17 protein-coding genes are annotated in these 18,960 nt (G+C 74.4%); 7 read left to right on the top strand and 10 right to left on the bottom strand.

Annotated features, from left to right (window positions below; translation table 11 throughout):
• Nucleotides 1–35 precede the first annotated feature (35 nt).
• Complete coding sequence (locus P3T34_RS22615; RefSeq protein ID WP_280667860.1) at nt 36–977, top strand: hypothetical protein; 942 nt, start codon at nt 36–38, stop codon at nt 975–977.
• 8 nt (nt 978–985) lie between these two features.
• On the opposite strand, the gene P3T34_RS22620 is transcribed toward P3T34_RS22615, so the two are convergent.
• On the bottom strand, nt 986–1,582 hold the full coding sequence (locus tag P3T34_RS22620) for a TetR family transcriptional regulator (RefSeq protein WP_280667861.1): 597 nt from the start codon (nt 1,580–1,582) through the stop codon (nt 986–988).
• A 114-nt stretch (nt 1,583–1,696) separates the two neighbouring features.
• Between P3T34_RS22620 and P3T34_RS22625 the strand changes: the two genes are divergently transcribed.
• Nucleotides 1,697–1,921, top strand: a complete 225-nt coding sequence (locus tag P3T34_RS22625) for a hypothetical protein (RefSeq protein WP_280667862.1) — start codon at nt 1,697–1,699, stop codon at nt 1,919–1,921.
• On the opposite strand, the gene P3T34_RS22630 is transcribed toward P3T34_RS22625, so the two are convergent.
• Together P3T34_RS22630 and P3T34_RS22635 are read right to left on the bottom strand one after the other, a co-directional pair.
• Nucleotides 1,911–2,795: a methyltransferase domain-containing protein gene (locus P3T34_RS22630; RefSeq protein ID WP_280667863.1), complete on the bottom strand. Its 885-nt coding sequence runs from the start codon at nt 2,793–2,795 to the stop codon at nt 1,911–1,913. The two genes, P3T34_RS22625 and P3T34_RS22630, sit on opposite strands and share 11 nt — an antisense overlap.
• 50 nt (nt 2,796–2,845) lie before the next feature.
• A complete protein-coding gene (locus P3T34_RS22635; RefSeq protein ID WP_280667864.1) occupies nt 2,846–3,814 on the bottom strand; it encodes an iron-siderophore ABC transporter substrate-binding protein in 969 nt (322 codons plus the stop codon).
• Between the two features lie 71 nt (nt 3,815–3,885).
• Between P3T34_RS22635 and P3T34_RS22640 the strand changes: the two genes are divergently transcribed.
• Nucleotides 3,886–4,524: an HAD hydrolase-like protein gene (locus tag P3T34_RS22640; protein WP_280667865.1), complete on the top strand. Its 639-nt coding sequence runs from the start codon at nt 3,886–3,888 to the stop codon at nt 4,522–4,524.
• Here the strand turns inward: P3T34_RS22640 and P3T34_RS22645 are convergent.
• Nucleotides 4,521–4,748, bottom strand: coding sequence for a hypothetical protein (locus tag P3T34_RS22645; protein ID WP_280667866.1), 228 nt, complete (start codon nt 4,746–4,748; stop codon nt 4,521–4,523). The genes P3T34_RS22640 and P3T34_RS22645 overlap by 4 nt on opposite strands.
• Nucleotides 4,749–5,251: 503 nt before the next feature.
• Between P3T34_RS22645 and P3T34_RS22650 the strand changes: the two genes are divergently transcribed.
• Entirely contained in the window at nt 5,252–5,635 is a 384-nt protein-coding gene (locus P3T34_RS22650; protein ID WP_280667867.1) for a cold-shock protein, read from the top strand.
• Nucleotides 5,636–5,662: 27 nt separating this feature from the next.
• Here P3T34_RS22650 and P3T34_RS22655 read toward each other — a convergent pair whose 3' ends face one another.
• The 4 genes from P3T34_RS22655 to P3T34_RS22670 are packed head-to-tail and all read right to left on the bottom strand — an operon-like array spanning nt 5,663 to nt 9,163.
• Nucleotides 5,663–6,511: a 1,4-dihydroxy-6-naphthoate synthase gene (locus P3T34_RS22655; RefSeq protein WP_280667868.1), complete on the bottom strand. Its 849-nt coding sequence runs from the start codon at nt 6,509–6,511 to the stop codon at nt 5,663–5,665.
• Nucleotides 6,504–7,193 (bottom strand): futalosine hydrolase, encoded by a 690-nt coding sequence (locus tag P3T34_RS22660; protein ID WP_280667869.1) that lies wholly within the window; start codon nt 7,191–7,193, stop codon nt 6,504–6,506. Before P3T34_RS22660 ends, P3T34_RS22655 begins: the two co-directional genes overlap by 8 nt.
• Nucleotides 7,190–7,819: a hypothetical protein gene (locus P3T34_RS22665; RefSeq protein WP_280667870.1), complete on the bottom strand. Its 630-nt coding sequence runs from the start codon at nt 7,817–7,819 to the stop codon at nt 7,190–7,192. The genes P3T34_RS22660 and P3T34_RS22665 overlap by 4 nt, the downstream gene beginning before the upstream one ends.
• A 27-nt stretch (nt 7,820–7,846) precedes the next feature.
• On the bottom strand, nt 7,847–9,163 hold the full coding sequence (locus P3T34_RS22670; RefSeq protein ID WP_280672296.1) for an MFS transporter: 1,317 nt from the start codon (nt 9,161–9,163) through the stop codon (nt 7,847–7,849).
• A 691-nt stretch (nt 9,164–9,854) separates the two neighbouring features.
• Here P3T34_RS22670 and P3T34_RS22675 point away from each other — a divergent pair.
• Together P3T34_RS22675 and P3T34_RS22680 are read left to right on the top strand one after the other, a co-directional pair.
• A complete protein-coding gene (locus P3T34_RS22675; protein WP_280667871.1) occupies nt 9,855–10,733 on the top strand; it encodes a DUF3027 domain-containing protein in 879 nt (292 codons plus the stop codon).
• A 161-nt stretch (nt 10,734–10,894) separates the two neighbouring features.
• Nucleotides 10,895–14,191, top strand: coding sequence for a molecular chaperone Hsp90 (locus P3T34_RS22680; protein WP_280667872.1), 3,297 nt, complete (start codon nt 10,895–10,897; stop codon nt 14,189–14,191).
• Nucleotides 14,192–14,202: 11 nt separating this feature from the next.
• On the opposite strand, the gene P3T34_RS22685 is transcribed toward P3T34_RS22680, so the two are convergent.
• Both P3T34_RS22685 and P3T34_RS22690 read right to left on the bottom strand, forming a co-directional pair.
• On the bottom strand, nt 14,203–16,671 hold the full coding sequence (locus P3T34_RS22685; RefSeq protein WP_280667873.1) for an HAD-IC family P-type ATPase: 2,469 nt from the start codon (nt 16,669–16,671) through the stop codon (nt 14,203–14,205).
• Nucleotides 16,672–16,749: 78 nt separating this feature from the next.
• The gene (locus tag P3T34_RS22690; RefSeq protein WP_280667874.1) at nt 16,750–17,037 is read right to left on the bottom strand and encodes a DUF2530 domain-containing protein; all 288 of its coding nucleotides are present in this window, start codon (nt 17,035–17,037) and stop codon (nt 16,750–16,752) included.
• Between the two features lie 255 nt (nt 17,038–17,292).
• On the opposite strand from P3T34_RS22690, the gene P3T34_RS22695 reads away from it, so the two are divergent.
• Nucleotides 17,293–18,756: an NCS2 family permease gene (locus P3T34_RS22695; protein WP_280667875.1), complete on the top strand. Its 1,464-nt coding sequence runs from the start codon at nt 17,293–17,295 to the stop codon at nt 18,754–18,756.
• Nucleotides 18,757–18,960: the final 204 nt, after the last annotated feature.

The raw sequence follows: 18,960 nt of genomic DNA on the forward strand, positions 1-18,960 counted from the left end.
GGCAGGGCCTGGAGCACGGAACAGGGTGGCTGGCAATGGCGGGTGGGCAGTCGGACGGACAGCCGGAGGGGCGGCCCGACGGGCTCACGGGTGGTCTGTCGGGTGGCGAGTGGTGGCGGGTGGACGGCCCGTGGCGGGTGTTCGGCGACGCCGTGCCGCCGCAGGAGGCACCGGTCGAGGCGCCGGACGACGACGGCGTGTACGTCGCCGACGCGCCGCCGGTTGCCGGGTCGGCGCTGCCCCGGTCGGGGCCGACGCTGGCCAAGCCGCTGGCGCCGCCCGGTCCCGAGATCCCGCGGGAGCGCTCGCGTTCGATCTTCCACAAGCGGCCGGTGCCCGCGCCGCCCGGGCTGCCGCCGACGCCCGAGGAGGCACCGGCGGCCTGGCTGATCGCGCCGGCCTCGCCAGGTCCGGTGCTGCCGCCGACCGTCGCCGACTTCCCCGGCTGGGACGCCGTCCACATCGAGTTCCCGCCGGACGACACCGAGCCCCCCGAGCCGCCGGCGCCGGTCGAGGAGCTCGCGCCGCCGGTCCCGGCGGACACCCGCTCCCGCTGGATTCCCCGCCAGCGCCGCTCGCGCGCCGCGGCCGAGCCCGCGGCGCAGCTGCCGCGCGGCCTCCTTGCGGGCCGCCGGCCCTCGCCGCTGCTGCTGCTGTCGGCGGCCGTGCTGGTGGGCGGGTCGGTGACCGGGCTGGTGCTGGTGATGCTGGCCGGCTGGGTGCTCGGCTACCTCTCGAAGCGGCTGGGCGAGCTGACGAAGCGCTTCGCGGTGCTGGGCATCCCGCTGCTCACGATGACCGGCTCCGCGCTCTGGTTCTGGGGCCGCTCCCAGGGGCGCTGGGGCGCGCCGCTGGGCAAGGGGGCGCCGCTGACGCACGCGGTCTTCAGCTCGACCCCCGGGGTGCTGCGGCTGGCGGCGGTGCTCTCGGCGCTCTTCCTGCTCACCATCGCGCTGCGCCGCCGCCGCGAGGTCTGAGGGGCGCCCTACGGCGTGGCCGGGTCGGCCAGCCGGTTGACCAGCCTGACCAGGGCCGCGCGACGGCTCTGCGTGCTGTCGTCCGGCAGGTCCGCCATGATCATCGCGACCACCCGGGGCGTCGCGAACCACCAGGCCGCCAGCGCGAAGGCGGAGTAGAGCAGGTGTTGCGGCGCCAGCTCCCCGGTCACCGTCCCGGCTTGCTGGGCGCGGACCACCGCCTGCACCTTCTCGGCGTAGTGCGCCCGGCGCTCGTCCTCGCAGACCACCGGCCCTTCGCAGGTCAGCAGTCCCTCCCAGCGCAGCAGGCGCAGGAAGGTGGGGTTGGCCGTGTGCGCGTCGAAGAGCCGGCCGGCGTACTCCCCGAGGTCGGGGCAGTCCAGCGGGTCGGGTGAGGCGACGGCCATCACCCGGGCCAGCTCCTGCTCGATGACGTGGCCGAAGAGCTGCTCCTTGTTGCCGAAGTACTGGTAGATCCGCTCCTTGTTGACACCCGCGTCCTTGGCGATCCGGTCCACTCGGGCGCCCTGGGGGCCGTGTTCGGCGAACTCGCGCACGGCGGCGTCCAGCAGCAGTTGTTTGGTCCTCGCGGTGTCCCATGCCATGGGAGCAGCCTAGCGCCGGAGTCCAACCAAGTGGTTGGACTCCGGCGCTAGGCTGTGGCAAAATCCAACCAGTTGGTTGGGGATACTCCCCGGCACCTGCTTCAGGGGGCACTCATGTCGAACACCACCGCCGCGCCGAACGTCCACCACCGCGCGCTGATCACCTGGCTGGCCGTCTATCCGATGATCACGCTGACGCTGGGCGTGCTCAGCCCGTACATCGGCCACTACCCGCTGTACGTCCGCACCCTGCTGCTGACCGCTGTGGTCGTGCCAGTGGTGTCCTACCTGGGCATACCGGCACTGCTGCGCGCCCACGGCGCCCTCTTCAACCGCTGATCGCGGTGGTGTAGCGCACCGAGGTGCGCCGCACCAGGCTGCCGTCCGGGTGCGCCAGTGCGGCCAGCTCGGCGAAGGCCGCCGCCCGGGCCTCGTCCAGCCGCTCGGCCGGGATGCTCTCCAGCAGCCCGCGCCAGCCGCCCGCCCGCAGCGACTGCCACCAGGCGGTGGCGTCGGGGTAGTGCGTCGCGGCCTGGTGCTCGACCGTGCGCAGGTCGGTGAAGGCCGCCCGGTGCAGCAGCTCGGCGGCCTCCTCCGGGCTGCGGCCCAGCGGATTGAACTTGGCCGCCCTGCTCTGCCGCCGATGGGCCGCCGCCGGCGGCAGGAACGCGTTCAGCGCCGCCAGCGGCCGCTCCCAGCCGGGCTCGTCGGCGCCGAAGGCGGTGAAGCCCAGCCGGCCGCCCGGCACCAGCACCCGGCGCAGCGAGGTCAGCGCCGCCTCCGGATCGGGGGTGAAGATCAGCGCGAACGAGGAGAGCGCCGCTTCGAACGAGCAGTCCGGGAAGCCCAGCGACTCGGCGTCGTCCAGCCGGACGTGGACGTTGCGCAGGCCGAGCCCGGCGGCGTGCGCGGCGGTGGCCCGGACCATGCCCGCGGCGAGGTCCACCCCGACCACATAGCCCTCGGGGCCGACCTCGGCGAGCGCCGCGAAGAGCACCGCCCCGCGCCCGCAGCCGACGTCCAGCACCCGGTCACCGGGCCGCAGCCCGGCCAGCCGGGCGAGCCGGACGCCGATCGGGTTGAAGAACGGGCCGTTGGCCTCGTCGTACTCGTCGGCGGCGAGCGAGAACGCGTGGGCCAGGGCCGCCTTGCGCCGGCGAGCCCCGGACTGCGCCTCGGATGCTGACTCACCTCGGGTCTGAGTGTTCGTCATATCGCCATGGTGGGCCAGCTGTGGCGTACGTCACAAGATGTGCGACGCAGCTATGCGCCTAGCAGGCACTGGAGTTGGGCCAGCACCTGTTCGGCGCCGTTGTAGCCGATGCCCTGGAACCAGAGTTGGTCGTCGACCGGGAAGGCCCGGTGCGCCCGGACCGCGCCCAGTGCCTGCCAGCCCGGCGAGGCGAGGGTGGCCGTGGTGCCGGCCGCGACCGGGTCGCCGTAGGTGGCGTAGAGCAGGATGTCGCCGTCCGCGCCGCCGAGCTGGTCCGGCGTGATCTCCACGTCGAACTGGTCGACGTTCTGTGCGGCGGGCCGCCCGAGTTGGAGGTCGGCGAGCAGCGTGCCGAGGAAGTTCTGCCTGCCGTAGAGCCGGATCCGCCCGCCCTGGACGAACCGCACCAGGCTGACCCGGCGCCCCGATGCGGCGGCCGGCCCGCCGAGCGCGCGCGAGACCTGGGCGAGCAGGCCCTGGTAGGCGGTGACGATCGCGGTGGCCTCGGGCAGTCGGCCGAGCGCCTGGGCGTGCAGGTGGAAGTTGGCCTTCCACGGGTAGCCGGTGGTCTGGCTGAGCACGGTCGGCGCGATCGCCCGCAGCGCCTCGTAGTGCCCGCCGTCGCGCAGCTGGCTGCTCAGGATCAGCTGCGGTCGCAGCGCCCTGATCCGCGCGAAGTCCGGATCGCCGACGGTCCCGGCGATGGGCACCTCGGCCAGCCGGGAGGCCGGCCAGTAGTCCGGCAGGCCCTGGTCCTCGGCCGCTCGGCAGCCGCCGACGGGGGTGATCCCCAGCGTCATCACGGAGTCCAGCTCGGCGGTGTCGAGGACCACCACCCGCAGCGGCGTCGCCGACACCGCCACCGGCCCGGTCGCGCTCAGCACGGTGCTGCTCGGCGGCGCGGCCGTCGGGGTGGCGCCCGGCGGCGGCCCGGCGTTGCCGCCCAGTGGCGTGCAGCCGCCGAGCGCGGCGCCCGCCGCCGCGCTCAGCAAGGCCCGGCGCGGCAGTTGACGAGGCATCGCGGCTCCCTGGCGGTCGGCGCCACCAGTATGTCCCCAATGTCCATCGGAGGGCTGGCTAGGCTGGCCCCATGTCCATATCCGCTGCGCCCGCCCTGCTCACCGTCGGTTTCGACCTCGACATGACCCTGCTGGACACCCGCCCCGGGATCAAGGCGACCTATCAGGCGCTGACCGCTGAGACCGGCGTGTTCGTCGACGCCGACCTGGTGGTCACCCGGCTGGGCCCGCCGCTGGCCGAGGAGCTGGCCAACTGGTTCCCCGAGGACCGGCTCCCGGAGGTGCTCACCCGCTACCGCGAGCTCTACCGCGACCACGCCTTCGCCCCCACTGTCCCGCTGCCCGGCGCCCTGGAGGCCGTCGCGGCGGTGCGCGCCCACGGCGGGCGGGTGGTGGTGATCACCGGCAAGTACGAGCCCAACGCCCGGCTGCACCTGGAGCACGCGGGCATCGACTCCGACGCGGTGGTCGGCGACCTCTGGGCGGAGACCAAGGGCACCGCGCTGCGCGAGCTCGGCGCGAGCGTCTACGTCGGCGACCACCTGGGCGACATCCTCGGAGCCCGGGCTGCCGGTGCCGTCGCGGTGGGCGTGACCACCGGCCCGTACGCGGCCGAGCAGCTCACCGCGGCCGGCGCCGACGTGGTGCTCCCGACGCTCGCCGACTTCCCCGGCTGGCTGGCCGGGCACCTGGCGCGCGTGAACGGCTAGCGGGTCGCGTCCGCCCGGCGGCGGCCCGCGCGGGCCGAGCGCAGCAGGCCGAGCAGCGCGAGCAGGAAGCCCAGCGGCATCAGCATGCTCGCCCAGTAGGCGGGCGTCGGCAGCGGCGTGAGGTGCAGGAAGAGCGGCACGAAGGTCACGATGGTGGCCAGTGCGCCCACGCAGAAGACGATCGCCCCGGCCCGGACCAGGCCCTCGCCCGACTCGCTCTTCACCACGGATCTCCAGACAGTTCGGCACAAGCGGAAGCCCAGTCTCGCAGAACCCCCGAGCCGCTGCGGATCGGCGCGGGGAGGGCCCGGCCGGACCCCGGCGGGCTGACGGGTCGTCACTGCCTGCGGTTCCTCGTGGACAGGGAGTTTTGACCGCAGGCCGACAGGGGTATGCAGGACTCGCACGGGGTCACCGAGGCCCCGCTTCCTGCCAGGGGGTGTGAGCCAGTGGAGAGTGCCGCGTCGCGACCCGGTCCCGCCGTACCCTGGCCGCCCGCCCGCGCCAGAGCCGGGCATCGCGCCCCGGCCGTACGCGAGTGAAACCCTTGAGCGGTCGTTAGTCTGCTGGCATCAGCCCGCGGTGACGGCCCGTCCCCCAGCCGTCCACCTGCCCCCGCGTCCACCTGCCAGTATGTCCGGACGTGCCGAGGCGGGCCCGGCCCACCACTCCGTTCGGGTCCCCGGTCCAACGCCGGGCGCCCGCCTCCACACCAAGGAACTTCGAGATGCCCACCGGCCAGGTCAAGTGGTTCAACGAGACGAAGGGCTTCGGCTTCCTGTCGCGCGACGACGGGGATGACGTCTTCGTCCACAGCAAGGCGCTCCCCGCCGGGGTGAGCTCCCTCAAGCCGGGCCAGCGGGTGGAGTTCGGGGTGGTCGCCGGGCATCGCGGCGAACAGGCGATGTCGGTGACCCTGCTGGACGCGCTGCCCTCGGTGGCCGCCGCCCAGCGCCGCAGCGCCGAGGACATGGCGCCCATCGTGCAGGATCTGATCACCACCCTGGACGCCGCGCTGCCCAGCCTGCAGCACGGCCGCTACCCGACCAAGCCGAGCGGCCCGCAGCTGGCCGCGCTGCTGCGCGCGGTGGCGGACCAGTTCGACGTGTAGGCCCCGGCCGGCGGCTGGCCTTCCGCGTCAGGGGAAGGCCAGCGCGTCCGGACCGATCGCCGGCACCAGGCCCTCGGCCGCCGCCCTGGTCAGCAGCCCGCGCACGGCGGCGTAGCCGGCCTCGCCCAGGTCGGCGGTGAACTCGTTGACGTACAGACCGATGTGCTGGTCGGCGACGGCCGGGTCCATCTCCTGCGCGTGTGCCGCGACGTACCCGCGCGAGGCCGCCGGGTCGTCCCAGGCGGCCTGCACCGAGCTGCGGATCGCGCCCGCGATCGCCTGCAGCCGCTCCGGGCCCAGCGAGCGGCGCGCGACGATCGCGCCCAGCGGGATCGGCAGGCCGGTCTCGTCCTCCCAGGCCTCGCCCATGTCGGCGAGCTTGGCCAGGCCGTACTGCTGGTAGGTGAAGCGGGCCTCGTGGATCACCAGGCCGGCGTCCACCCGGCCGTCCCGCACCGCGGGCATGATCTCGTGGAACGGCAGCACGACGATCTCGCCGAGCCCGCCCGGCACCGCCCGCGCCGCCCAGAGCCGGAAGAGCAGGTACGCCGTCGAGCGCTCGCTCGGCACGGCGACGGTCTTGCCGCTGAGGTCCGGCGAGGTGTCCGGGAGAGTGAGCACCAGCGGCCCGCAGCCGCGCCCGAGCGCGCCGCCGCAGGGCAGCAGCGCGTACTCGTCCAGCACCCAGGGCAGCGCGCCGTAGCTGATCTTCAGGACGTCCAGCTCCCCGCGCTCGGCGAGGCCGTTGGTGACGTCGATGTCGGCGAAGCGCACCTCGGGGGCTGCCGCGCCGGGGACCAGGCCGTGCGCCCAGGCGTGGAAGACGAAGGTGTCGTTCGGGCAGGGGGAGTACGCGATCCGCAGTGGCTCAGCCACCGTGCACCTCCAGGAGCAGCTTCTCGTACGGCAGGGCGGCGAAGGCCCGCTCCAGCGCGCCGAGCGCCTCGCCGATCCGCCAGGCGGCGCGGTCGCGCGGGCCCACCGCGTTGGAGATCGTGCGCAGTTCGAGCGCGGGAACGCCGTGCCGGGCGGCGGCCTCGGCGACCCCGAAGCCCTCCATCGCCTCGGCCGCCGCGCCCGGGTGGCGCCCGGCCAGCTCGGCGGCGCGCTCGGCGCTGCCGGTGACCGTGCTGACGGTGAGGACCGGTCCGGTGACGGCGCCGGTGGCGGCCGCGAGCAGGGCGACGGCGGCGGGCGGCGGGGTGTGCCGCACGGTGCCGAAGCCCAGCTCGGTGACGTCCCGGAAGCCGTCCGGGGTCTGCGCGCCGAGGTCGGCGGCGACGATCGCGTCGGCGACCACCACCGTGCCGATCGGCGCGTGCGGGGCGAAGCCCCCGGCGATCCCGGCGGAGAGCACCAGCGGGTAGCGCCGGCCGGCCAGCGCGGTGGCGGCGGCGGCCGCGGCGGCCGCCGGGCCGACCCCGGCGGTCAGCACCTCGACCCGGTCGGCCGGGGCGCCGCGCAGCACCGCCTCGGCCTCGGCCGCAACGGCGACGACGACGAGCAGCCGGCGGTCCACCGGCTGCTCGTCGTCGTCGCGCGGGGCGCGGTCGGTCACTGCTGCGCCGGGGCCTGGCCCTGCGACGGGTCCTGGCCCTGCGCGGGCGGCTGGCCCTGGCCCTGGCTCGGGTCCTGCGACAGCGGCGAGGCCGGCGGCTGGGCGTTGTCGCGCAGCGTGACGAACCAGACGGCGAGGATGCCGGGGTTCGTCGGGTCGACGCTCTTCGGGTCCGTCTCGACCACGGTCAGCGTGGTGTCGCGGTTGGCGGTGAGCAGGTTCTGCGCCGGCTGCAGGCCGGAGAACGTGTTGTTCTTCTGCTGCTTGGCGACCGGGGTGCCGCCCTGGCTGCTGCCACCGTTGGTGAAGGCCTGCCAGCCGTTCTTGGCGGTGCCCGGGTCGACGCCCACGCCGATCTGGTCGGCGCCCTCGACGGTGATGACCGGGAACTTGGCCGGGTTCTTCGACAGCGCGCCGCACGCGGTGTTCGCGGCGGCGTCCAGCGGCTTGCCGCCGTTGTAGCAGGAGGGCTCGAACCCGTGGGAGTTGCGGCCGACCGTGACGGTCGCGCGCGTCGTGAGCGGAGCGTTCTTGCTGGAGGCGTAGGCGATCGACCCGCCGAGCGTGCCGGCGCCGATCACGACAACGGCGCCGAGACCGGCGATCACACGGGTGCTGAGGCTCATGGCCAGAAGGCTACCCAACTCTGACGATCACGCTACGCGGGGGTGCGGTGCGCCGCTGTGAACCCCCGAGCGGAGCAGCGTGAAGACCGTCCACAGCAGCATGGTGGCGAGCACGGCGGCGGCGATCGACAGCCCCAGCGTGCCGTTCAGCGGCAGCAGGATGCCCAGCGCGCCGCCGGCCACCCAGGAGAGCTGCATCAGGGTCTCCGATCGGGCGAATGCCGAGGTCCGGACGGCTTCGGGCACGTCGCGCTGGATCAGCGCGTCCAGCGCCAACTTGGCCAGCGAGCCGGCGATCCCGGCGACGGCGGCCACCATCAGCATGGTCACCAGCCCGTACCAGAGCGCCGAGGAGGCGGCCGCGGCGGTGGCCAGCAGCAGCATCGCGGTGATCGTCGCCTCCGAGCCGCGGGTGCGCAGCCATGAGCCGAAGACCGAGCCGAGCGCGTTGCCGACGCCCGCGGCGACCGCCACCAGGCCGAGCGCGGCGGTCGGCGCCAGCCCGCCGACGGGGTCGGCGCGCAGCAGGAAGGCCAGGAAGAGCATCAGGAAGCCGGTCAGCCCGCGCAGCGCGGCGACCGCGCGCAGGCCCAGCACGACGGACGGGCCGACCGTGCGCAGGGTGGCCTTCGGCGGTCTGGCGGGCGCCTCGGCCGGGTGCGGATCGGGCGAGGCGTGCAGCACGGCGCGCTGCTCGCCCTTGGCCGAGTCCACCTGGTGCGGCAGATGAAAGGCCATCAGGGTGCCGATCACAAAGACCAGGAACGCCGCGCGCAGCGGCCAGGCCGGCCCGGCCAGGTGCAGCAGCGCGCCTATCGGCGCCCCGATGCCGGTGGCCAGCAGGCCCGCCAGGGTGACCCGCGAGTTGGCCTTCACCAGCGTCACCCGGGCCGGTTTCAGTCGCGGCACCACCACGCTGCGCACCACCCCGTACGCCTTGGAGGCGACCAGCACGCCGAGCGCCTCCGGGTAGAGCGCGATGTTGCCGGTGGTGACCGTGGAGGCCATGGTCCAGGCGAGCACCGCGCGGATCAGCATCGCCATCGCCATCGCGGCCCGCCGGCCGTGCGGGATGCGGTCGAGCAGCGGGCCGATCACCGGGGCGAGCAGGGCGAACGGGGCCATCGTGATGACCAGGTAGAGCGCCACTCGGCCGCGGGCCTCGCCGGTGGGGACGGAGAAGAAGATGGTCGAGGCGAGCGCGATGGTGATCAGCATGTCGCCGAAGGAGTTGAGCGCGTGCAGCTCGATCAGTTTGGCCAGGCCCGACTCGCCCGCGCCGTCGGCGGCGGTGGCCTTGCGGATCCGGCGGCCGGTGCCGTGCACCACCCGTCCGGTGGTCAGGCCGGCCGCGGAGGCGCCGCGGATCAGCACGTTGCGGCGCGGTTGGAGGTCGACCAGGGTGGCGGCGGTCGGGGGCGCCGGGGAGCCGTCCTCCGGCTGCGGGCCGCTGGCGTCCGCAGGGGGGACCGAGGGCTGCTGTCGCGGCACGGGTACCGGCTCCGCCGCTTGTCCGCCGTGCCCGTCGGGTGGGGCCTGTTCCGACCTGGCAGGCGGTGAGGCGTGCAGGGCGTGCCGCGACGGGGTTTCGTCCGCCACACAGGCAATCCTGCCTGACAATCCCGCGCGGGACGAGAGATTCCGCTTCACTCGGCGCGGCTGGTGCCGCTCGCGGGTGCCTCGAAGGCCCCTCGAAGGGCCACCCGCCCGGATCGGGGTGTCGCCGGGGCCGGGGCGACGGGTAGCCTGCACTACGCGTACCGCTGCCTCGGTGACCGCGCACGGCGACGGACGGTACCGCCCGACGGCGGCGCGGTCGGTCCACGGACCGGCCCGGGTCGCGCAGAATAGGGAGCGGTACCACGAGCGAGCGGTACCAGCGGCTCGTCCGACACGACGCGACCGCCCCGGGTCCCCGCACCCGGCGGCGCGCGAGTGCCCGACGGCCGCGACTACCCGGCACCGGCCCGGCCGGGCTGCCGGCGATAGGCTGCAGGTAAGAGACTGGGAGAGAACCGACGCCGTGAGTGCTGCGATGCGAAGCCGTACCCCCGATCGGCTCTGTGCCGAGGCCGTCGAACTCGCCAGGCAAGCAGCGGTCGAGGCGGTCGGCGCAGAGGCCGTGGGTGCCCACCTCGGGGTCCAGGCCGAGGGCGAACGAGTCGTCACCCACACCTTCGAGTGCGTGGACGCCGCCTACCGGGGCTGGCGCTGGGCGGTCACTGTGGCGCGCGCGCCGCGCGCCAAGCTGGTGACCCTGGACGAGACCGTGCTGCTGCCCGGCCCCGACGCCGTCCTCGCGCCGCAGTGGGTGCCGTGGAGCGAGCGCCTGCGCCCGGGCGACCTCGGCCCCGGCGACCTGCTGCCGACCGACGCCGACGACCTGCGCCTGGAGCCGGGCTGGACCGGCGAGGACGAGCCGGCCCCCAATTCGGCCGTCTTCGACGGTGAAGAGGACCTGGAGGTCTCCGACCCCAGCGTCCAGCCCGCGCCGGCCCGCGCGCAGATCGGCGCGATCGCCGCGGAGCTGGGGATGTCCCGGCCGCGGGTGCTCTCCCGGCTCGGCCTGCACCTGGCGGCCGACCGCTGGGAGAAGACGCACGGTGCGCAGACCCCGATGGCGCAGTCCGCGCCGGCCTCCTGCACCAGTTGCGGCTTCCTGATCGCGATCGGCGGCTCGCTCGGCCAGGCCTTCGGAGTCTGCGGCAACGAGTACGGCCCGGCCGACGGCCAGATCGTCTCGCTGGCGTACGGCTGCGGCGGGCACTCCGAGGCGGTCGTGCTGCCGGCCCCGCCGGTGCCCTCCGAGCTGATCCTGGACGAGCTGGTGGTCGAGCCGATGCAGCTGCACCCGGACCGCACCAGCGGCTCGGTCGAGCCGGACGCCCCGGCCGAGGAGCTCGGCCACTCCTGATCCCTGCGCCTGATCCGTCTGCCTGATCCCTCTGACGCGCCCCGCCGCCCCCGCCGCTCTTCGGACGGGGGCGGCCCCGTTGGTCGGCCGACCGCTCCGGGAGGGGGAGAATGCCCCCGACGGCAGGTCAGGTGTGACAGACGGGGAAGGCGGCAGGTTCAGTGGAGCCTCGCATCATCGGCAGCGGCGGCGACGAACAGGCCGCCGACCACTTCGACACGGCCGCCCTGCGGCGCCGGGTCCTGGATGCCTGGGCGGCCTCCCCGGCCCGTTTCCGCGAGGACGCCAACGCCGAGGAGGAGTTGGCACTCGGCGGCTACCGCGACCGGCTGGTCGTCGAACTGGCGCAGAACGCCGCGGACGCCGCCGCGCGGGCCGGTGACGGCCCCGGCCGGCTGCGCCTGACGCTGAGCGACGGCGTGCTCGCCGCCGCCAACACCGGTGCCCCGGTGGACGCCGCCGCGGTCGAGTCGCTGTCCACCCTGCGGGCCTCCTCCAAGCGCTCCGACGTCTCGCCCACGGTGGGCCGCTTCGGTGTCGGCTTCTCGGCGGTGCTCGCCGTCAGCGATGAGCCGGCCATCCTCAGCGCCCCCGGCGGCGTGCGCTGGTCGCTCGCCGAGGCTCGCGCGCTGGCCGATCAGCGGGCCGCCGAACAGCCGGAACTGGCCGAGGAGTTGCGCCGCCGCGACGGCCATGTGCCGCTGCTGCGCCTGCCGTTGCCCGCCGCGGGGGAGCCGCCGACCGGCTACGACACCGTGGTGGTGCTGCCGCTGCGCGACGCCGCCGCGGCCGATCTGACCCGCCGCCTGCTGGACGGCATCGACGACGCCCTGCTGCTGACCCTGCCCGGGATCGCCGAGGTCGTGGTGGAGACCCCGGACGGCCGCAGCCGCACGCTGACCCGCTCGGCCGCCGAACGCACCGAGCAGGGCCTGGGCGTGGTCACCCTGACCGACGGGGACGAGCGGTCGGTGTGGCAGACCGTGACCGCCACCGGCGCCGTCCCGGCCGAGCTGCTGGCCGACCGCCCGGTGGAGGAGCGCGCCCGCCCGTTCTGGACGGTGACCTGGGCCGTCCCGGTCTCGGCCGGCGGCTCCCCGCAGCCGCTGCCGGTGGCGCCGGTGCTGCACTCGCCCACCCCCAGTGACGAACCGCTGGGCGTCCCGGCCCTGTTGATCGCCTCCTACCCGCTGGACCCGACCCGCCGGCACGTCGCGCCCGGAGCGCTGACCGACTACCTGACCGAGTGCGCCGCCGACGCCTACGCCGAGCTGCTGCGCGCCCGCGGGGCCGACCTCGGCTCGCTGGCGCTGGTGCCCGGACCGCTGGGGCAGGGCGCGCTGGACAACGCGCTGCGCGCCGCGATCCTGGACCGGCTGCCCGGCACCGCGTTCCTGCCGCACCCGGCGCCGGTCGAGGAGGGCACCCCGGCGCTGCGGCCGCGCGACGCCACACTCGTCGAGGGCGCCGACGGCTCGGTGGTCGAGGCGCTCGCGCCGATCTTCCCCGGCCTGCTGCCGGCCGGTCTGGAGCGGCGCTCGGAGCTGCGCGCGCTGCAGGTGCGGCGGATCGCGCTGGCCGACGTGGTGGACCAGCTCGGCGGCCTGGAGCGCGAGCCGTCCTGGTGGCGCAGCCTGTACGCGGCGCTGGTCGGCGCCGACCCGGAGGCGCTCGGCGCGCTGCCGGTGCCGCTGGCCACCGGCCGGATCGTGACCGGTCCGCGCCGGGTGCTGCTGCCCTCGGACGCCGCCGACTGGGCCGGGTTCCCCGGCTATCCGGAGGCGCTGGCCGAGGCGCTGGAGCGGCTCGACCTGCGGCTCGCCCACCCCGACGCCGCGCACCCGCTGCTGACCAAGCTGGGCGCGGTCACCGCGACCCCCGCCGGCGTGCTGCAGACCCCCGAGGTGCGGGCCGCCGTGGCGCGCTCGCTGGAGGTCGGCGAGGACGACTACGAGGCCGCCGCCGAGCTGGCCGACGCCGTGCTCGCGCTGGTCAGGGCGGCCGACGCCAAGCCCGGCGACCACCCGTGGCTGGCCCGCCTCGCCCTGCTGGACGACGAGGGCGAGCTCTCCCGGGCCGGCGAGCTGATCCTGCCGGACAGCGCGCTGGCCCAGCTGGCCCGCCCGGAGGACGCGCCGTACGTCGAGGAGGAGCTGCTGGAGCGCTGGGGCGTCGACGTCCTGGCGGCGGTCGGGGTGCTCAGCGGCTTCGTGCTGGTGCGCGCCGAGGACGTGGTGCTCGACCCGGACGACCTGGAGCGGCTTGACCCGACCGCCCCCGCCGACCGGGCGGCCGGCGGCTCGCCGACCGGCCTGCTGGACGAGGCGCCGGACGGCCTCGCGGACTGGTGCGAGGAGGTCATCGAGGCGCTGCACGCGGACGACGCCGAGTTCGGAGTGCCGCCGGTGGCAGCCGAGTTGCTGGCCGTGCGGGATCTCGACCTGGTGGACGAGGAGGCCTGGCCCGAGGCGCTCGCGCTGCTGTCCCGCCCGCCGTACCGGGACGCCGTGGTCACCCCCGTCCGGGTGCTGCTGCCCGGCGGCGGCTACACCGACCTGCCGCCGTACACCGCCTGGTGGCTGCGCGACCACCCCGTGCTGGACGGCCGGGAGCCCGCCGGCCTGCGCGCGGCCGGCGCCGACCCGCTGCTGCGCGGCCTCTACGACGAGGCGCGCACCGACCTGGACGAGCAGTTCCTGCACGCGCTGGGGGTGCGCACCACGCTGGCCGCGCTGCTCGCCGAGCCGCACGGCGCGGACGAGCTGCTGGACCGGCTGACCGACCCGGCCAGCGAGCTCGGGCACCGCCAACTGCACGGCGTCTACTCGGCGCTGGCCGAGGTCGAGGTCGAACCCCTGGACGTGGTGCGGGCGTTGCCGCCGCTGGACGCGGCGACCGGCCGGCGCCCCTCGTACACCGTGCTGGTGGACGCCACCGAGGCCGTCGTCGTCGACGCGCCCGACCTGGTGCAGCTGCTGCACCCGTACCCGCTGCTGCCGGTCGCCCCGGCGCTGGCCGCCGCGCTGGCCGAGCGGCTGCACGTCTCGCTGGCCAGCGAGATCGCCGGCGGGCGGGTGCTCTCGCAGGGCGCGCTGCACCGGGTGCCGGCCTTCGTCCGGGAGTTGCTGCCCGGCTGCCCGGCCGCGTACGAGGAGCACGACGAGCTGCTGGTGGTCGGCCCGGACGGCGAGGAGGCGGCGGTGGACTGGCGCTGGGACACCTCCACGCCCGCCCCCGAGCTGCCCTACGACCCGGACGACGCCGAATCCGCCGACGAGGACGACGAGTTCGACGTGCCGCCGGTGCCCGGCCTGCTGCACGCCGCCACCCCTGAGGGGCTGGCCGCGGGCCTGGCCTGGTCGGTCGGCCAGTGGCACCGGCGCTTCGAGGTGCTGGCCGCGCTCACCGAGCCGGAGCGCGCCTATGAGCTCTCGGCGGCCCGCGACTTCGAGGGGTAGACCGGTCGGTCTCAGTCGGACTCGCGCAGGCCGCGCCGGATGAAGACCCAGACCAGTTCGAGGAGCAGTCCGGCGGTCACCGCGATCGCCACGCCCGTCCACGGGTCCCTGGTGCCGACCAGCTTCAACTGGAAGAAGTTCGAGAGGAGGGGCACGGTCAGCACCAGGGCGAAGCCCAGGCCCATGGTGGCGACCAGCAGCACCCGCCACCAGGTGTAGGGCCGGGCGACGATCGCCAGCACCCAGATCGCCGTCAGGAAGAGCGTCAGGGTGGCCACGCTGGTGTCGGCGGTCAGGTCGGTGGCGTGGTCGGAGCGGGCCAGCATGTACGCCGTGAAGGTGGCCGTGCCGCAGATCAGCCCGCCCGGCACGGCGATCCGCAGCACCCGGCGCACGAAGCCCGTCCTGGCGCGCTCGTTGTTCGGCGCCAGGGCGAGGAAGAAGGCCGGGATGCCGATGGTCAGCCCGCTCAGCACGGTGGAGTGGCGGGGCAGGAACGGGTACGGCACCTGGGTGAAGACCACCAGCAGGGCCAGCAGCACCGAGTAGACCGTCTTGACCAGGAAGAGGCTGGCCACCCGCTCGATATTGCCGATCACCCGGCGGCCCTCGGCCACCACCGAGGGCAGGGTGGCGAAGCGGTCGTCGAGCAGCACGATCTGCGCCACCGCCCGGGTCGCCTCGCTGCCCGAGCCCATCGCGACGCCGATGTCGGCGTCCTTGAGCGCCAGCACGTCGTTGACGCCGTCGCCGGTCATCGCCACGGTGCGGCCGCGCGACTGCAGCGCGCCGACCAGGTCGCGCTTCTGCTGCGGGCTGACCCGGCCGAAGACGGTGGTCCGCTCGGCGGTGTCGGCCAGCCGCTGCGGGTCGGTGGCCAGCGTTCGGGCGTCCACCGGGTGCTCGGCGCCGGGCAGGCCGAGGCTGCTCGCCACCGCGCCGACCGAGACGGCGCTGTCGCCGGAGATCACCTTGGCCTCCACCTGCTGGTCGGCGAAGTAGCGCAGGGTGGCGGCGGCGTCGGGGCGCACCCGCTGCTTGAGTACCAGCAGCGCCAGCGGTTGCAGGTCCTTGGCCGGGTCGGAGGCGTCCAGCGCGACGGGCGTACGGCCGAGCAGCAGCACCCGCAGGCCCTGGGCGCCCAGCTCGTCCACGTCGGCGAGCGCCGGGTGTCCGGGCGGAAGCAGCACGTCGGGGGCGCCGAGCAGCCAGCTGGCGTCGCTGCCGCCGGGCTCCAGCAGCTGCGCGCCGCTCCACTTGCGGGCGGAGGAGAACGGCGCGACCTCCAGCACCCGCCACTCCTGCCCGTCGGGCTCGACCTGACCGAAGGCCGCGATGACGGCCTGCATGCTCGCGTTGGGCCGGGCGTCGGCGCCGCCCATCGCGGCCAGCGCCCGCTGGAGCACCGCGCGGCCCGTCGAGTCCTCCAGGGGCCGCAGCTCCAGCACGTCCATGCCGCCTTCGGTGAGGGTGCCGGTCTTGTCCAGGCAGACGGTGTCCACCCGGGCCAGCCCCTCGATCGCGGGCAGCTCCTGCACCAGGCACTGCTTGCGTCCCAGCCGCACCACGCCGATCGCGAAGGCCACCGAGGTGAGCAGCACCAGGCCCTCGGGGACCATCGGCACGATGCCGGCCACCGTGCGGCGCACCGCCTGGCGCCAGTCGTTGTGCTCCACGGCCCACTGGCTGATCACCAGGCCGATCGCGGTCGGCACCAGCAGCCAGGTGATGAAGCGCAGGATGCTGTCGATGCCGCTACGCAGCTCGGACTTGACCAGGGTGAACCGGCTGGCCTCCTCGGCGAGCTGCGCCGCGTATGCCGCCCGGCCGACCTTGGTGGCGGTGAACGCCCCGGCGCCGGCCACCACGAAGCTGCCCGACATCATCGGGTCGCCCGGCTGCTTGAGCACCGGATCGGGCTCGCCGGTGAGCAGCGACTCGTCGATCTCCAGGCTGTCCGCCTCGCTGACCAGCCCGTCGACGATCACCTTGTCGCCGATGCCGAGCAGCACGGTGTCGTCCAGCACGATCTCGGCGACGGCCACCTGCCGCGCCTGCCCGTCCCGGCGCACCTCGGGGCGGGCCTCGCCGATCAGCGCCAGGCTGTCCAGGGTCTGCTTGGCGCGCATCTCCTGGATGATGCCGATCGCGGTGTTGGCGACGATCACCAGGCCGAACAGGCCGTCCTGGATCGGACCGACCACCAGGATGACGGCGAAGAGGATGCCGATCAGGGCGTTGAAGCGGGTGAAGACATTGGCCCGGACGATCTCGGAGACCGAGCGGCTGGAGCGCACCGGTACGTCGTTGACCTCGCCGCGGGCGACGCGCTCGGCGACCTCCGCGCTGGTCAGCCCGCGTCGGCGGTCCTGGCCGGGGCGGCAGGCGTGGGCGCCGGGGGCGTGCGCTCCTGGGTCGGGGGTGCCGGGGCCGGGCGCGGGGGCGTCGGGGCCGGCGGTCTCCTCCGCGGGGTGCGTCATGGCACCGACTCTAAGGGCGCAAAATGTCCGGTGCGTGCTACTTGAGCCCGATATCGGGCCGTCCGAGTGGCCGGGGTGTCAGGCCTGCGCGGGGCCCGTCGGCGTGTCCTGCCCGGCGGCCTGATCGGCCCGGCTGCGCAGGATGGCGGCCCGGCGGGCCCGGGTGTACCAGACGCCGATCAGCCCGAGCAGGCCGCCGCTGAGGCAGATCCACGGCCAGTTGCCGTGCCCGTGGGCCTGCAGCGTGGAGTGCAGCGGGAGCGTCACGAGGAAGGCCAGGAACCAGAGCGCCGTGCCGCCGGCGACGATCGCGACGTCGTTGGCTTCGAGCGGTGGGGGGGACGGGCGCAGTGGGGTCTTCGGCACGGAGCTAAGCGTACGGGTGGGGGTGGCCGGGCCGGTGCGCGAGTGCTGCGTCAACTGCGGATTCCACGCCGACTCGTCGCCGACTCTACGTCGGCTCTACGCGCGAAGATAGCGCGTGCACGACCGGCAACTCATACTTGAGGCTCCGGTGGGCCTTGGCGTGTGACCCCCTACTGCGCCGCCGCCCACCGGGTGAGCCGGCCAGCGTCGCCCCGGTCTTGCCGCCCCTCCTCCGCCCCCACCAGAGGACATCGCATGCCATCCGTGGCCCAGCCGACCTCACCGTCGCCCGAGCCCAGCCGGCCCGGCCCCCACCCGGCCGCCGGCGTCCTGGACCGCTACTTCAAGATCTCGCAGCGCGGTTCCACCTTCGCCCGGGAGGTCCGCGGCGGCGTCGCCACCTTCTTCACCATGGCCTACATCCTGGTGCTGAACCCGATCATCCTGTCCAGCGCGGTGGACATGGACGGCCGCCACCTGAACGCCGGGCAGCTGGTCACCGCGACCGCGCTGACCGCCGGACTCACCACGCTGCTGATGGGCGTGATCGGCAACGTCCCGATCGGCCTGGCCGCCGGCCTCGGCGTCAACACCATCGTGGCGCTCCAGCTGGCCCCCAAGATGACCTGGCCGGACGCCATGGGCATGGTGGTGCTGGCCGGCTTCGCGATCATGCTCCTGGTCGCCACCGGGCTGCGCGAACGCGTGATGAACGCCGTGCCGCTCGGCCTGCGCAAGGCCATCGCGATCGGGATCGGCCTCTTCATCACGCTGGTCGGCGTGGTCGACGCCGGCTTCGTCAGCCGCATCCCGGACGCCGCGCACACCACCGTCCCGCTGGAACTCGGCTCCACCGGTCACCTGGTCCAGTGGCCGGTGCTGGTCTTCATCCTCGGCCTGCTGCTCACCCTGGTGCTGCTGGTCCGCAAGGTGCCCGGCGCGATCCTGATCTCCATCGTGGTGATGACGCTGATCGCGGTGGTCATCGAGCGGGTCGCCACCATCCCGGCCGACGCGTGGGGGCTGACGGTGCCCAAGTGGCCCGGCAACCCGGTCTCGGCGCCGGACTTCTCGCTGGTCGGCAAGGTCAGCCTGTTCGGCGGGTTCCACCAGGTCGGCTTGGTCACCGGCGTGCTGTTCGTCTTCACCGTGCTGATGTCGAGCTTCTTCGACGCGATGGGCACCATCCTCGGCGTCGCCGACGAGGCCCACCTGCTGGACGCGAACGGCGACCTGCCGGGCATGAGCCGGGTCCTGATGGTGGACGGCATCGCCACCGCACTGGGCGGCGCGACCTCGTCCTCGGCGAACACCTGCTTCGTCGAGTCGACCTCGGGCGTCGGCGAGGGCGCGCGGACGGGCTTCGCCAGCCTGGTCACCGGCGCGCTCTTCCTGGTCTCGCTCTTCCTCACCCCGCTGGCCACCATGGTCCCCGCGCAGGCCGCCACCCCGGCCCTGGTCACGGTCGGCTTCCTGATCCTGGCCAACTCGATCCGGGCGATCGACTGGGACGACTACACCATCGCGATCCCGGCGTTCCTGACCATGGTGCTGATGCCGTTCACGTACTCGATCACCAACGGCATCGGGATGGGCTTCATCACCTTCTGCGTCCTGCGCCTGGCCACCGGCCGCGGCAAGAGCGTCCCGGTCCCGCTGTACGTGGTGGCGGCGGTGTTCGCCTTCTACTACATGATGCCCGCCCTGCACCTGACCTGACGCGGTGCCCTGCCCTCCCGGGTGGGCGGGAATTATGCGGGTGCGGCTTATTCATCGAGCGCGCCTTTTCCGCATCGGCTATCCGCATAAAAGGCGCAGTACGGGCGAATGCTCGCGAATGCGGTGAATGGGCCGCTGACCAGCCGAGATGGCGGCCGACGGCGTCGGCCGGTGCGACGGTTCGGTATGTGCGGAATTCGATAG

Source organism: Kitasatospora sp. MAP12-44 (genome assembly GCF_029892095.1).
Lineage (GTDB): Bacteria > Actinomycetota > Actinomycetes > Streptomycetales > Streptomycetaceae > Kitasatospora.

Bases quoted from the DNA above. Each gene is read 5' to 3' on its own strand.
- P3T34_RS22615 (WP_280667860.1), top strand. From the start codon at position 36: ATGGCGGGTGGGCAGTCGGACGGACAGCCGGAGGGGCGGCCCGACGGG.
- P3T34_RS22640 (WP_280667865.1), top strand. From the start codon at position 3,886: ATGTCCATATCCGCTGCGCCCGCCCTGCTCACCGTCGGTTTCGACCTC.
- P3T34_RS22625 (WP_280667862.1), top strand. From the start codon at position 1,697: ATGTCGAACACCACCGCCGCGCCGAACGTCCACCACCGCGCGCTGATC.
- P3T34_RS22635 (WP_280667864.1), bottom strand. From the start codon at position 3,814: ATGCCTCGTCAACTGCCGCGCCGGGCCTTGCTGAGCGCGGCGGCGGGC.
- P3T34_RS22630 (WP_280667863.1), bottom strand. From the start codon at position 2,795: ATGACGAACACTCAGACCCGAGGTGAGTCAGCATCCGAGGCGCAGTCC.
- P3T34_RS22695 (WP_280667875.1), top strand. From the start codon at position 17,293: ATGCCATCCGTGGCCCAGCCGACCTCACCGTCGCCCGAGCCCAGCCGG.
- P3T34_RS22650 (WP_280667867.1), top strand. From the start codon at position 5,252: ATGCCCACCGGCCAGGTCAAGTGGTTCAACGAGACGAAGGGCTTCGGC.
- P3T34_RS22620 (WP_280667861.1), bottom strand. From the start codon at position 1,582: ATGGCATGGGACACCGCGAGGACCAAACAACTGCTGCTGGACGCCGCC.
- P3T34_RS22675 (WP_280667871.1), top strand. From the start codon at position 9,855: ATGCGAAGCCGTACCCCCGATCGGCTCTGTGCCGAGGCCGTCGAACTC.
- P3T34_RS22685 (WP_280667873.1), bottom strand. From the start codon at position 16,671: ATGACGCACCCCGCGGAGGAGACCGCCGGCCCCGACGCCCCCGCGCCC.
- P3T34_RS22665 (WP_280667870.1), bottom strand. From the start codon at position 7,819: ATGAGCCTCAGCACCCGTGTGATCGCCGGTCTCGGCGCCGTTGTCGTG.